Source organism: Daejeonella sp. H1SJ63 (assembly GCF_029360775.1).
Classification (GTDB): Bacteria; Bacteroidota; Bacteroidia; order Sphingobacteriales; family Sphingobacteriaceae; genus Daejeonella.
On record NZ_JARKMZ010000027.1, the window covers coordinates 1 to 15625 of the forward strand.

Here is a 15625-nt window from a genome sequence, read left to right on the forward strand (position 1 = left end):
GTTTGTAGAAAGTTACCAACTCTTATTTACATGCCCCTGTGTGTGCTAAAATCTCATGTTCGCTTCATATAAACAGATTAAAATTCTTTAATTAAATTATTTGGAATATGCATTAGCAGACAGACCGTTGAGGTCCCATACTATTTTACCTCCTCTGACGGTCAGCTCTGCCTCAAACTTTTTATCCCCTTCGATCTTATTATTCCCGGAATCAACAAAGCCAAATTTTCCATTCACAATGCTCAAAACAGCAATATCAGCCACAGAACCCACAGAGAGGTTCCCAAGGTCCTGACGCTTGATAGATTGTGCTGCTCTCCAGCTGCCCCTGTCAATAATATCAGGAATACTCATCCCCATATTCAGGTATTTAGACATTACATTCAGCATGGTTTTCATTCCTGAATTCATACTTGTCCGGTGCTCATCAGTACCAAATGAATTTGGCCACAGGCCCTGCTTAAAAGCTGGCACCGCCTGATTAAACCAGAAACCTCCACCACCATGACCAACATCAAACAGCACACCTCTTTTTTGCGCTGCCAGTACAAAAGGCCTTACTTTACCCTGCTCATCAACAACAGTCATACGTTCTGAAACATTTTCAAAGGCATGGGTAATGATATCGCCGGCACGCATACGTTTCAATTGATCCTCCAGAGAATACTCAGGAAGATGACATTCTACAAATAATGGCTTATTGACCAGTTTAGCAGCTTCAGATGCTCTTTCGAAAGGAGTCCACTCTTTTCCATCATATCTTCCGATACGAACTCCTACAAGTATATCAGGATTATTCTTTAACGTTTCTACCGTTTTCTGAACATCCATCTCTTCAACATTCTCCTGAGCTTTATCAACAGAATATCCACCGGCTGCAATACTCAGAAATGCAAGTACACGGGTAGTTGATTTATCGATAATCTTTGATTTAAAATCAGGAAATGTACGCCATCCGGATGTTCCGGCATCAACCACAGTTGTAATACCTGCGCGCGGAGCAAAAGCGTCAGGCAACTGGCTTGAGGTACCGTCAGTAAACCCCGCATTACTTCCGGCATAAACATGAGTATGCATATTGATCAGTCCCGGTGAAACAATTAAGCCTGATACATCAACTACCTTCTTAGCCTCCGATGCCGGAATATCTGCTGCAACACGAATAACTTTTCCGGCTGCAATTGCCAGATCCATCTTTGCGTCAATTTTATTCTTTGGATCAATCAGGCGGCCTCCTTTAAGCAAAAGCTCAATTTCCTGCGCATCTGCTTGAATAGGGGTAATAAACAATGTTAGCCCGATCAGTACAGGAATTGCAAAGACCAGCGGCAATACCTTTCTGTAATTAAACATCTTTTGCATATCGATATGATTTAATGATTTCATTTACCATCGATCAATTGGTAGCTGAAGGCATTTGCCATTCAGGAACACTGATCCCATTCAAATCCCAAACAACACGCCCTGCACGGATAGTTAACTCTGCCTCCAGCTTTTCTTTGCCGCTGATTTTTGTCCGGCGAACATCCATATATCCGAAATTTCCTTTTTTCAAATTGAACACTGCGATATCAGCTTCAGTACCTACACTTAAATGTCCCAGATCAGTCCTTTTTATAACTTGTGCAGGGTTCCATGTTGTTCTTAATATAACATCGTTCAGACTCAAACCCATCGCAAGAAATTTAGACATCACATTAGTCATGTCTTTCATTGCAGCATTCATACTCAAATTGTAAAGATCTGTACTGATCGTATTTGGAAGGAAGCCCTGCTTTATGGCAGGAATAGCCTGATTAAAATTAAATGCCCCTGCTCCGTGACCAACATCGAATATGATCCCCCTTTTTTGAGCTTCAAATACAAATGGTTTTACTTTACGGGTTTTCTCATCAACAATTGACTCTCTGCCTCCATTAATTTCAGAAAAAGTATGTGTGAAGATATCACCCGGACGAAAATGCTCCATAAATAAAGATTGTATGGGATTTGTGGGTGTATGTTCTCCAAAATCTACAATTACCGGAACATTGGCGAGCTTACCTGATTCAACCGCCTTATCCACAGAGGTAAAATCACCCCAGTAATGTGCTGATTTTATACCGACAATAATATCCGGATACAGTTTATTAATCATGTGAGCATTCATCACAGGATTCATATCTGTTACATCCTGCTGATCAAAACGAGAACGCATTCCGTGGCCAACAACATTCAGGAACGCCAGAACCCGGGTTTGGGCACGATCGATAGACTGAGCTTTAAAAAGCGGGAAATTCCTCCAACCGGAAGATCCTGCATCAACTACTGTAGTTACTCCCGCACGAAAGGAAAAGGCATCAGCCTGCAATCCGCCGTAAGAGTTTGCTGTCATACTATTCGGGTCAGTGCCGTGAAAAACATGGGTATGCATATCAATAAGGCCCGGAGTAATATATAAACCGCTTACATCTACCGTCTTTTTCGAAGTGTTTGCCGGAATATCTGCTGCAATGCGGGATATTTTATTCCCAGTAATGGCAACATCCATTTTAGAATTGATATTATTCTTCGGATCAATTACATGTCCGCCCTTCAATAATAAATCTATTTCCTGTGCCCGGATATTTCCCGGAGCAGCAGATAAAATTAAAATCATTGCAGCTGCAGCTAACTTCCAACAGTTAACCGAATGGACATTAGAAAGCAACGAAGCCAGTTTGTTTTTAATCATCTTTTGCATAGAAATATATTTATGATTGTATCCATTATTTAATTGAGAACTACTTTACGGCATCCCACTGCGGACCGGTAAGTCCGTTCAAATCCCAGGCAACTTTGCCTGCACGTAAAGTAAGCTCTGCTTCCAGTTTTTTGGTGCCATTCAGAACAGATCCTCTTGCATCCATATAACCAAACTTGCCTTCTCTGACATTGAACACCGCAACATCAGCTTCGGCACCAACACTCAAATGGCCCAGTTCAGTATGATTGATTACATTGGCAGGGTTCCAGGTAGACCGCAGAATTACATCCTGAACAGACATTCCCATGTTAAGGAATTTAGACATTACATTAGCCATGTCCTTCATACCTGCGTTTCTGCTGTTTCTGTACAAGTCAGTGCTGATTGTGTTCGGAAGGAATCCCTGTTTAATGGAATTGATGGCTGTACTCCAAACAAAAGCACCGCCACCATGGCCAACATCAAAAATTCTTCCCTTCTTCTGAGCTTCAAATATGAATGGCTTAACCTTATTATTTTTGTCGATAACAGATTCGCGCCCACCCGGCATACCTTCAGAAGTTGCAGAACCTGAATAAGTATGAGTAAAAATATCACCGGGACGGAAATGCTTTAGAAAAAGCTCTTCAATAGAAAGCTTTGGCGTGCTCGAGCCAAAGTCTACAATGATCGGCTTATTGGTGATCTTTCCTGCAGCAATTGCACGATCAACCGGAGTAAAATCATGGCCACGGTAATGATGTGCTTTAATTCCTACAATAGTTTCCGGATACTCATTCATGACAAATGCGGTAGCCACCGGATTCATATCAGTGGTATCCTGAGCATGAACAGTACCCAGCATCCCATGGCCGGCAATACTGATGAAAGCAAGCACACGGGTTTGGGAATTATCAATGATATTCTTCTTGAAGGTATAGAAATCTCTCCAGCCGGAAGAGCCTGCATCCACAACTGTGGTCACCCCTGAACGGAATGTAAAATCATCAGGCACAACGCTGCCCAGTCCATCGGTTATTCCAAATCCGGTAAAGCCGGGATCCTTTGTACCAGCAAAAACGTGTACATGTAAATCAATAAAACCCGGAGAAACATACAAACCGCTTATATCAACAGTCTTTTTTGAACTGGAAGCAGGAATATCTGCTGCAACCCGGAATATTTTACCGTCTTTGATTGCAACATCCATTTTAGAATCGATTTTATTCTTTGGATCAATTACATGTCCGCCTTTTAACAGCATATCTATTTCCTGAGCCTGAACAGCCGATAAAGACATTAAACATGCTGTAAATAACAGCCCTGAAATCTTTTTGATTATATTTTTTTTCATTTTAAATTGTTTAAAATAGTATTCTCTTAATTTAATGACTTTTAAATTAACTGGCAAGCGGAGCTCCTGAAGGGACAAATATTTTTTTCTTCGGTGCGGCCTCTGTATTTCGCAGGGCTGTAAATCTGGCGCTGCGATATTCTCCCATAAATATTTCACCGGAAAGCTGATTCCCTGATAAGGTACCGCTGAATGTATAAATCACTGAATCGCCGGTCAGCTTAATGGAACTTTGCAGTTTTACCTCATTCCCCTCAATAGTTCCGGTCATATCATTCACTGCAAAACCACTTTGATGTGAGCCTTTGATCCAGTTTCCATCCTGTTCAATAAACAATTTATGCTTACCCTGACTGCTGTAAAACTTAACATCCACATCCCAGGCGCCTGCAACATTCCCTGCCGGAGCCTTTAGTTCTTTAACCCTTGGGGCCCTCTTTGCTGTGAGGATAGAATAAATTTTATCTGCAGCAATCTTCTCCTCTCCGGCCTGCATTCCAATGGTAGTAACCGCAATTCCATTGATATTTGCATCTCTTCCGCGACCGCCACCGCTTGCAACAGCGACTCGTGGTTTGGTACGGGCCAGCTCATCTGCCATTTCTGCCCCTGTAATATTTAATACATCCGCATCCCAGGTAATCACCACCTCAGGCGAAACATTTGATAATCCGGATTGTGTTGAAGGTACATGTACCATGGTTTCAACACTTTTAATTCCTTTTACTTTATTAATGACATGATCGAGATAAGAATACCACTGCTTTCTGATTGCCTCGTGATCAATTTCTTTCCATGCCTTCACAGCAGCTACCATTCCAAACATTTCATCGCGGTCTACCTTATTATCGCGGCAAGGACCATGATGAGGGGAGCTGGCCTGCCAGGCAGACATCAGAATATCTTTATTACCCAGAATCAGACCGCATGATTGCGGTCCACAGATAGCCTTCCCTCCGCTGTACGCAACAATTGTTGCACCACGTTTAAGATGTACAGGGGGAAATGTCAGTATCTCATTTGCCGCATCAAAAAGAACCGGAATATTTTTTTCTTTTGCCACTGCAACAATATTCTCCAGAGACATTGGTGCTCCGGTCCAGGACCTGTCGCCATTTACTACATAGATCATTGCAGTTTTAGGGTTAATTGCATTTTTCAATTCCTCCATTGACCCTACATTGACCATCGTTACCCCAATGTTCCTGATAGCATGATCATAGGCATTTCTGGATGTCCTTGGTACAATTACTTCAGTCTTCTCCAAACCTTCAAGATTTGGAATTCTGATTAGCTTCTCAGGATCGCCCCCGGCAACCACGGCAGCTGTAACCAGCTTCAATCCTGCAGCGCAACCTGCCGAAACAACACCCCACTCTGCACCGGTCAGTTCAGCGAGCTTCCTGCCAATTCCATCACCAACCTCATCCATCTGTGCGAAATTGCGTGAAGCTTCCTCCATTGCTGCTTTAACCTGCGGGCGCTTCAATGATCCGCCGATGATCGTAAAAATACCTCTGCAATTGATAACAGGTTCAATTCCATACGTTCTGTAGATATTAGTCGGAGACATAAACGATTCAAGCGTGATCTCAGCTGCAGGCCCCAGTGGATTAAATGGAGGAGCAACCTGGCTAACTACTGCCGGAGATGCAAACACTGAATTTACCGACCCCGCCAGAGGCAGAAGCGACAGGGTTTTAAGAACATTTCTACGTTTCATCTGTATTTATATTAATAGGTTAATACTTTGATTATCATTATTGAATTTACATTTTTCACTGATTCTTCACTATTATTGTTTCACCTGATCCCAGATAGGCCCGCTGATACCATTTAAATCCCATGCAATCTTTCCTGCCCTCAGCGTAAGCTCGGCTTCAAATTTTTTATTGCCTTTCATGGTTAAGCCTCTTGAATCCATAAATCCGAAATTTCCTTCACGAACGTTAAAAACAGCCACATCAGCTTCCGCACCCACACTTAAATTCCCAAGTTCAGGTTTCTGAATTACCTGTGCTGGATTCCATGTTGAACGAAGAATAATATCCTGAACAGATAAACCCAGTGCCAGGAATTTGGACATCACATTAGCCATATCCTTCATCCCTGCATTTCGGCTGGCCCGATACAGATCAGTACTGATTGTATTAGGTAAAAAGCCTTGCTTCACCGAGGCGTTGGCCACATGCCATCTGAATGCGCCGCCGCCATGTCCCAGATCGAAAATCCGGCCGCTTTTCTGTGCAGCCAGAACAAAAGGTTTTAACTTGCTGTTCTCGTCAACAACAGACTCTCTGCCCGGCAATGAATAGGCATAAGTATGAGTAAATATATCACCAGGCCGCAAATGCTTCATAAACAGCTCTTCTATAGACAATCTCGGAGTACTTCCGCCAAAGTCTACAATAACCGGCTTCTTAGTAATATTTCCGGCCTGCACAGCGCGGTCAACCGGTGTAAAATCATGCCCGCGGTAATGATGGGCTTTAATGCCCACAATCAGGTCAGGATACTCATTCATTACAAATGCGGTAGCAACCGGATTCATATCTGTAAGATCCTGAGCATTAACGGTTCCCAGCATTCCATGACCTGCAATACTTAAAAATGCAAGCACACGGGTTTCTGAATGATCAATGATGGTTTTTTTGAATTTATGAAAATCTCTCCAGCCCGAAGAACCCGCATCTACTAAAGTTGTTACTCCTGCGCGAAAACTGAAATCATCCGGTACCACACTTCCTAATCCGTCAGCAATTTCAAATCCGGTAAACCCCGGATCCTTAGTTCCTGCAAAAACATGTGTATGAATATCGATCAAGCCCGGTGTAACATATAATCCGCTAACATCAACAGTCTTTTTTGCGGTATTTGCAGGAATATCGGCGGCTACACGGAATATCTTGCCATCAGCAATAGCAACATCCATTTTAGAGTTGATATTGTTCTTTGGGTCGATCACATGACCGCCCTTCAGGAGCAGATCAATTTGCTGAGCCTGAAGGTTTAAGGCCGGCAATAACAGTCCGGCAAACAGAATCCGGCCAAATTGTTTAAGTAAAGTTCTGTTCATGTTTCCTGATTATGATTCTAAATTCTTTTATATTATATTGAAATAATTTCTTACTACTTATCTGTAACCTCTCTGATTACCCTCAACCAGTTTGTTCCTAAAATTTTGCGGATTCTTTGTTCTGAATAACCTAATTCCTGCATTGCTTTTGTCATTTGCGGATAATCACTCACATCCTTAATCTGTCTTGGCAGAGGCGGTCCTCCATCAAAATCTGAGCCCAGAGCTATATGATCTTCACCGAGCAAACGAACACCATAATCGATGACTTTAGCAAGCTGATCTGTACCCATCCAGTATTCATCAGGTATTTTAGTTTTATATACAAAAGGAAGATCCTTTGCAATCTCCCTGTCTATTTCTTCAATTGATAGCTTCGTCAGATCTTTAGGTTCCTGCCGGGGAGCCGTAACAGATCTTTGAAGCGACTTTTGCCATGCGGCATATTTGGGATTATTAAAACTGCTGCCAAACTGAATCCCGATTACCCCGCCCTTTGCAGCAATCGCTTTGGCTCCCTGATCCGTGATACATCTCGGATTATCTACAATAGCTCTGAATCCGCCATGACTGTAAATAATTGGGTCTTTACTGGCTGCTGCAGACTGCAATATAGCATCATCCGAAGCATGAGCTACATTGATCACCATTCCTAAACGGTTCATCTCGCTGATTACCGCCCGGCCATGGTCATTGATACCACCCCAACGCTTAATATCGCTGCATGCATCTATAAATCCATTGGTTTCATTATGAGCTGTAAGCTGAACAGAGCGTAAACCAAGTCTGTAAAGCGCTCTTAACAGATTAAGATCTCCGTCGAGATCAAATCCGCCTTCCAAATCAAGAAAAGCGGCAACTTTACCTTTCTTATTGACTGCTGTAATTTCTGATGCAGAACGGGCAAGTTCGATCAGATTATTATTCTTTTCGATCTGAGCCAAAGCCAGTTCAATTACCCGAAAAGTATTCTTGACTTCATGTCGTCCGGGATAATAAGGTTCAGGAGTATAAACAGAAAAAAACATGGCATCCAGTCCACCCCCGATAGCTCTGGGAAGATCAACATGCCCGTCTGGATAACGCTGGCCTATATCCAAACCTTCGAGAAGCTGCCTTGTTATCACATGGATATGTCCATCCATTACAAATGCATCTTTATGCAGATCAGCTGAGAAAAATGCCTCCGACGAAGAAGCGGTTCCTTCAGAAAAAAGCCTACCTAAATCGCCGATAACCGAATAATCTGTTAATGGCAACAGTGATAAACCCTTAATTAAATCTCTGCGTTTCAATTTATTTGTTTTTGAAAGAATTTTTATTCTATCAGAGAACTGAACCTCATACTGTTCCTTAAACTAAGGGCAATAGGTTTCAGGTACGGTTCATATCCTGGTCTCGTTATGAAGAGATCGAATTTCCCCGGAAATTTGAATAAGGGATGTTGTGAAAATTTTCACAACATCCCTTTTATTAAAAAAGAACTACTGAAGACTGTTACCAGCCCGGATTTTGTGTCAGTTTAGGATTAATATCCAGTTCAAGCTGAGGGATCGGGAATAAATTATGTTTAGCCTGATATCCCAGTGGACCTAATACAGTTGGCGCCATTCCCCATCTTTTCAGATCCATAAAGCGCTGAAATTCGAACATCAGTTCAACCTGTCTTTCTTTAACAATTGCGTCAAACATAGTTTGTTTCGTTCCTGTATCTGCAGTTGTCAGTACAGGCATCATAACAGACGGACGCTGGCGAACCTGATTCACCGCTGCACGAGCCTTATCGATCTGATTTAACTCATTAGCTGCTTCTGCATACATCAACAATACATCTGCATAACGAATCAGTGGGTAATTGATACCACTTCCGTTAACATACATGATAGGCCACATACCCTTCTTAACTGCATAACCACTTGCAGACCATGTAGGGTTAAATATTGCTAAAGCTGCACTTACATTTGGTGCGAAAGTATCACCGGCTTTGAATATAGACATACCTCTGCGTGGGTCACTCGGATCAAAAGCATCAAATGCCCTTTTGGTAGCCAAAGTAGAACCGGTAGCTCCATTTACTGCAGGAAGCATTGTACCGTTTTTATTATTCGCTCCACTTCCACCAATATCTGCAAACTGTACTTCAAAAACTGATTCCTTATTGTTCTCAAAAGAACGGTGCCATACTTCCTGGAAATTGTCCATCAGTCCATATTTGCCCGAAGCAATAACCAGACTAAAGTACTTCTCTGCATTAGTATAATCCTTATTATACAAATAAACCTTTCCGAGCAGTGCCTGAGCTGCACCTTTGGTGGCTCTTCCTAAATTATTGCCGCTATAAGAAACAGGCAAACCTGCTTCAGCAGCCACAAGATCTGCAATAATTACTTTAGTAATATCAGCAACCGGAGTTCTTGCAACTAAAGCCGCATCTGTATTTGCTAAAGGCTCAGTAACCAATGGTACTGCACCAAACAAATTGGTGAGGGTAAAATAATTCAGAGCTCTCAAAAATTTGGCTTCACCTAAATATTGATTCTTAAGTGCATCAGTCATATTGATTGAAGGTACATTTTTGATAACTGCATTAGACCTGATTATCCCCTGATACAATCCACTATAGGTAGAGTGGATTTGAGTCAGAGCAGGGTAATAAGTAAAATTATTATACTCCAATGGTGTTGTATTGGATAACACAAGATCACCGGAAGGGACATCATTAATTCTTAAGAGGTTTTCACTCCAGGATGACTGAAGTGATACATATATTGCATTTACTCCAAGTTGTGCCCGTTCTTCAGAATTGTAGAATCCATCTTCTGTCAATGCATCAGGTGGAGATTTTTCCAGAAATTCCTTACTACAACCACTAAATAATAACAATACTATGAAGGTCGTTATTAGACTTTTTAGCTTTTTCATTTTTTTATACTTTAAATTTCTTAATGACTTAATTATCAGAATAAATTGAAGTTCTAATTACCTTAGAAGGTTAAATTAACTCCTAATGAATACACAGTTGGTATCGGAGTTGAACCTGTGTCTACTCCAAATCCCAGCGGACTCATTGAATCGTCATTAAAGCCTAAACCACCCAGGGTATCCGCATTATAATTTGGATACTTTGTGATAGTAAATAGGTTCTGTCCATTAAAATAAATTCTTGCATTTCTGGCACCAATTCTCTTAATCATACTTTGCGGTATGGTGTAGCCAATCTGGAAATTCTGCATTCTAAGGAAATCTGCATCAAGAACATATCTTGACTGACCACGGTTGTTTTGATTGGTATCACCACGAACTGCTCTTGGTAAAGTATTGGATGTACCAGGACCTTTCCAGCGATTCAATACAGTGGTCTTGTTATTCCACTCACCTTGCATCGTCTCTAAATAAACTCCCTGAGCATCATAAAGCTGTTTACCTTGTGTACCATAAAAACTCATGTTGATATCAAAGCCTTTAAATGTTGCATCTGCAGAGAATCCATAATCAAAATCAGCCCATGGATCGCCAATGTTTGTCCGGTCATTTGCATCAACCTTTCCATCTCCATTGATATCCCTGAATCTTACATCACCTGGTTTTGCTCCCGGCTGACTTGCATGAGCATTAATTTCAGCCTGAGTCTGGAAAATACCATCAGAAATATGTCCATAAAAATGCGACATAGGCATACCCGGCATAGTACGAACAAAAGTTCCTGAGTAATAAACGTTCTCAAGAAGATTAATGATACTGCTTCCAGCTCCAAGTGAAAGCACTTTGTTTCTCACAGTTGAAAGATTAGCAGAAACACCATACTTCAATTCACCTGCATTACCACGGTAAGCGGCAAGGAATTCAAATCCCTTGTTCTGTAGCTCAGCGGCATTTTGGTATGGTCCTGAATCACGTGCAAATCCTGTAACGGTAGATATAGGGGTACGAACGAGAATTCCATCGGTATTTTTAACCCAGTAATCAGCTGTAAAAGTGATTTTATTCTGAAGTAAACTTAAATCAACTCCAATGTTTGATTGGGTAGTTCTCTCCCAGCGTAAATTTGGATTACCAAGGGTATTTACAACAGCAGCCGGAGCTAAAGCATCAGCTCCAAAGAAATAACGCGAGTTAGTTGAAACTACAGTCTGGTTACTATAATTACCTATGTCCTGGTTACCCAATTGCCCCCAGCTTGTTCTTAGCTTCAATCCACTGATAAGCTTTGAATCTTTCAGGAAGTTTTCCTGATCCAGATTCCACCCAACTGCAATTGAAGGGAAATTACCATATCTGTTGGTTGAACCAAACCTTGACGAGCCATCCCGGCGAATGGTTGCAGTAACAAGATATTTTTCAAAAAGGGTAATGTTAGCCCTTCCTAAAAATGACCTTAATGAGTTTTCTGCCTGATTTCCATCAATTGTAAAAGCTCCGGTTCCGGCACTTAATACCTGAATGTCATTACTTGGGAAATCCCTTCTGTTACCAGAAATAGTATTAAAGAAGAAATTTTGCTGAGTATAACCTGCCAATAAATTAACACGATAATTTTTAGCGATTACCTTATTGTAAGACAATGTGTTTTCAATCAGATACTCATAAGATTCTGACAATCTTTCTGTAAGCGACCTTATATTACTACCCCTGTTATTCATCTGGAATCGTGGAACATAGTTTTTGAAACGCCGGTTACCAAAGTTCAGACCTGCATTAATCTTGAATTCCAGATCAGGTATTATCTTATAAGCTGCATATGCACTTCCAATTAGCTTATTGTTCCAGGTATAGGCACGGTTCATATCACGACGGCCTAAGATATTATCCCTGTTATTAACACCGGTTACTGCCGGAGATGGACCTGCATAACCGCTATCATTATTAGGGTCGTATACAGGCATAGTAGGCGCTGCACCCATCATATAAGCTAAATCAAGGTTATTACCAAAATTCAGGTTCAGCCCCTGGTCCCTACTCGCTATTAACGATTGACCAATAGTTAACTTGCCTATTTTAAACTCAGTTTTTACTCTGGAGTAATAACGCTTAAACGTACGGAAGGCCAAAACGCTTTCCTGATCAAAAACACCACCGGATATCGCATATTTAGCATTCGGATTTCCTCCGGAAACTGATATTGAATGATCCTGAATCGGGGCCGGATTAATCGCCTCATCCTGCCAGTCAGTACTGGTTTTAAGGTTATTCGGATCGTTCATGGCTGGCTGTAAAGGATAAAAATTACCATTTACGTGAGCCTCATTAATCACATCTGCCATTTGCTGAGAATTCAGCAATGGAATAAACTTGTTAAATGACTGAATACCGTAGTATGAATTAAAACTGATAGAAGGAACGCGATCTGCTCCACTCTTTGTGGTAAGCAGGATCACACCATTTGCAGATCTTGAACCATAAATAGCTGCAGCAGATCCGTCTTTCAGAACAGTTGTTGACTCGATATCATTAGGATTAATACTATTAATATCTCCGGCCTCCATTGGCATACCGTCTACAACATATAAAGGGCCAGAACTACCAAATGTGTTTAGTCCTCTGATTCTGACATTGACTCCTTCTCCCGGATCTCCTGAAGTACTTGTAAAAGTAACCCCGGCAACCTTACCCTGAAGGGCCTGGTTAATATTGGAAAATGCCTGATCTTTAATATCCTTAGAGGTTACTGAAACAACAGAACCGGTCAAATCACTTTTCTTTTGAGTTCCGTATCCTACCACAACCACTTCCTGTAAGGCTTCAGTGCTTTGGCTTAGCTGAACATTCAGAGAAGTACGACCGCCGATAGAAACTTCCTGCGTAGTATAACCAACATAGGTAAATACAAGAGTAGTTGAACCATCGGGTGCATTGATGGTAAAATTACCATTAACATCAGTGCTTACACCAACAGCAGTTCCTTTCACTTTTACACTAACACCGATCAGTGCTTCGCCTTTAGTGTCAGTAACTTTACCTCTGATTTCTGCCGGAGGAGCTTTTTCAGTCAGTGTTTCAATACCGATAAGAGGAACAGCCACATTTTCAGCAGCTTTCTTCTGTACGATAATTGTATTATTACTAATTGTGTAAGTTAAAGACTGGTTAGAAAATGATCTTTCCAATACATCCCTCAGAGGAGCATTACTTACATGTATACTAACCGGCCTGGCCTCATTGATCAGGGGAGTAATATACACCAAATCATAACCCGTCTGGGTTCCAATTTCTTTCAGCACGGTTTCAAGTTTAGCGTTCTTAAACTTTAAACTCACCGTCTGAGAGTACGTTTCAGCACTGCTTACCTGAAGCAGAACTGTGACCAATAAAACAAAAGTCAGTTTTATCATCAACAATAGCTTTATTATGTAGTCAGAGGGCCTACATAATGTTAATGAATCGAATTTCATATATTTGCGTGTTTGGGTTTAGTTAATACTTGTTCACTACATGTTGTTTGGTAGCCCAACGTTTAGCCAGGAGCGTTGCAACCGCTTCTGGTTTTTTTGGATTACCATTTTCATTTACGAAGTCTGTTTCATCGCATAACGGTAATCCTCCTTCCTTCAACTTTAAAATGAACTGCATTGGTAAGCTGTAATGCATCAAGCACCTCAGTGATATCCTTTGATCTGGAGATATTACCTCCAAAACCAACTTCAGGAATTTCACCGTTGTAGCTGACTTCTACATTATACCATCTCGACAATTTTCTCATGATACTGTGTATATCTTCATTCTTAAACAAAAAATACCCGTTCTTCCAGGCAATTACCTCTTCTGTATCTGCCTCAATTACCTTAGGTTTTAATTCATTTGGCTGAAACTGCTGACCTGGCGTAAGCAGAACCACCTTATCCTTATAAATAATCTTTACAGATCCCTCAATCAGTGTCGTTTTAATAGTCTCTTCATCCCCATAAGAGTTAATATTAAACTGAGTGCCCAGGACTTCAACAATCTGATCTTTGGTAATTACCTTAAAAGGCTTATTCTTATTACTGGCAACATCAAAAAACGCTTCTCCACTCAACTCAACTTCTCTGGTATTTCCACTAAATAAAGCAGGAAAACGTAAGGAAGAGGCTGAGTTCAGCCATACTTTACTACCATCCGGAAGATTTACCTGATACTTGCCCCCTACAGGTGTTTCTATCTTATTATAAATTATGTCTTCAGTAATTTCCAGAGTCTCATCTCCATCAGAATGCGAAAATGTATAGAGTAATTCGCCATCAGATGTTTTCTGAATGCTTACACCTGCCTGATTAGCCAAAACACCATTTTTTGCATTATCCAGAATAATCCTTGAACCGTCTGAAAGTGTTAATACTGCCTTATCGCCTCCGGGTTCTATAACTACAGGTTTAGCAATCTTTTTCACTGCAACCACCGGCTGAATTTGAGTTTCTTTTGAATAAAAAAATAAACCAATTGCAAAAACTACAATGATACTTGCAGCAATCCCAATCTTATACCATAAGCTCCGGGTAGATTTTTCATTCCGGGAATCTTCTTCAGAAGGAATTGAGCTGATAATATTTTTATAGAGAAGTTCCTTCTCATCATCACTTAAATCTTCATAGCTCTTAATATTTCTGAAAACATAATCAACAGCATGATTCAACTCATCATCCTCGCCGGAGGTTGACCGTATATAATCAAAAAGCTGCTCGTATTCAGCTCTGCTGATCTTACCTTCAACAAAAAGTCTTAAAAGCTCTTCTAATTTTCTTTGACTCATATTTATATCCTGTCATGCAGAATGATCAACAATACTAATACACGCGGGAATTCGATAAGGACTAGTCGGCAGGAAAATATTTGTCAGAAAATTATGACAGAACAGAGTCCAGAAAAAATATAAAGGTGAAAACTTTAAATAAATGAGTCCTCAGAGTCTTTAATGCCGCTACAAGATGATTCTTCACAGTATTTTTGGAAATATTTAACTCCTGTGCAATTTCTTCATAAGTCAGGTCCTGATGTCTGCTCATTCTGTAAACAAGCTGCTGCTGTTTGGGTAACTGAGCCAAAACACCTGCAGCAAATCTCTCAAGATCATCCAAAAGGACTACCTCTTCTGTTTCATTGCTAACCTTTTGCGTGTTCAGCCACATTTTTTCAATAGCACATTGAGAATTGGCAACTTGTCTGATAACATTCAGTGTAAGCCGGCGGGTAATTGTATAAAGATAGGGGGCAATAGGAAATTGCGTATCGAGTTTTGAGCGATTAAGCCAAAGGCTCAGAAAGACTTCCTGAACAACTTCATGACATGGTTCCTTGTCTTTAAGAAAACGATAGCTGAAATTAAATAATTTTCCGGAGTATAAATTGAAAACAATACGGAAAGCAGATTCATCGCCCTCCTTTATTCTGGAGATGAGCTCAAAATCAGATATTTGTCCCATTTTGTTTTGCATAGTTTTCAGTAGACATCCTAAATATAGGTGAAAAAAAACATTAAGCTGTGTAATAATCTTATTGTTTTTAACCTTATCATTAAAAA

General features: G+C 40.8%; 10 protein-coding genes. All 10 read right to left on the bottom strand.

All coding sequences use genetic code 11. The features are described 5' to 3' along the window. Positions 1 to 96: 96 nt before the first annotated feature. The gene (locus P2W72_RS07350) at positions 97 to 1386 is read right to left on the bottom strand and encodes an amidohydrolase/deacetylase family metallohydrolase (protein WP_276360353.1); all 1290 of its coding nucleotides are present in this window, start codon (positions 1384 to 1386) and stop codon (positions 97 to 99) included. Between the two features lie 10 nt (positions 1387 to 1396). Then, positions 1397 to 2638, bottom strand: a complete 1242-nt coding sequence (locus tag P2W72_RS07355) for an amidohydrolase/deacetylase family metallohydrolase (protein WP_276360354.1) — start codon at positions 2636 to 2638, stop codon at positions 1397 to 1399. Positions 2639 to 2762: 124 nt separating this feature from the next. Further along, positions 2763 to 4058, bottom strand: coding sequence for an amidohydrolase/deacetylase family metallohydrolase (locus tag P2W72_RS07360; protein ID WP_276360355.1), 1296 nt, complete (start codon positions 4056 to 4058; stop codon positions 2763 to 2765). A gap of 46 nt (positions 4059 to 4104) precedes the next feature. Then, a complete protein-coding gene (locus tag P2W72_RS07365; RefSeq protein ID WP_276360356.1) occupies positions 4105 to 5781 on the bottom strand; it encodes an aminotransferase class V-fold PLP-dependent enzyme in 1677 nt (558 codons plus the stop codon). 72 nt (positions 5782 to 5853) lie between these two features. Continuing rightward, on the bottom strand, positions 5854 to 7134 hold the full coding sequence (locus P2W72_RS07370; RefSeq protein ID WP_276360357.1) for an amidohydrolase/deacetylase family metallohydrolase: 1281 nt from the start codon (positions 7132 to 7134) through the stop codon (positions 5854 to 5856). Between the two features lie 53 nt (positions 7135 to 7187). Further along, a complete protein-coding gene (locus P2W72_RS07375) occupies positions 7188 to 8429 on the bottom strand; it encodes a dipeptidase (RefSeq protein ID WP_276360358.1) in 1242 nt (413 codons plus the stop codon). A 202-nt stretch (positions 8430 to 8631) separates the two neighbouring features. Further along, a complete protein-coding gene (locus P2W72_RS07380) occupies positions 8632 to 10056 on the bottom strand; it encodes a RagB/SusD family nutrient uptake outer membrane protein (RefSeq protein ID WP_276360359.1) in 1425 nt (474 codons plus the stop codon). A gap of 62 nt (positions 10057 to 10118) precedes the next feature. Next, positions 10119 to 13463, bottom strand: a complete 3345-nt coding sequence (locus tag P2W72_RS07385; RefSeq protein WP_276360360.1) for a TonB-dependent receptor — start codon at positions 13461 to 13463, stop codon at positions 10119 to 10121. Between the two features lie 188 nt (positions 13464 to 13651). Beyond that, complete coding sequence (locus P2W72_RS07390; protein WP_276360361.1) at positions 13652 to 14857, bottom strand: FecR family protein; 1206 nt, start codon at positions 14855 to 14857, stop codon at positions 13652 to 13654. A gap of 91 nt (positions 14858 to 14948) precedes the next feature. Further along, complete coding sequence (locus P2W72_RS07395) at positions 14949 to 15527, bottom strand: RNA polymerase sigma-70 factor (protein ID WP_276360362.1); 579 nt, start codon at positions 15525 to 15527, stop codon at positions 14949 to 14951. Positions 15528 to 15625: the final 98 nt, after the last annotated feature.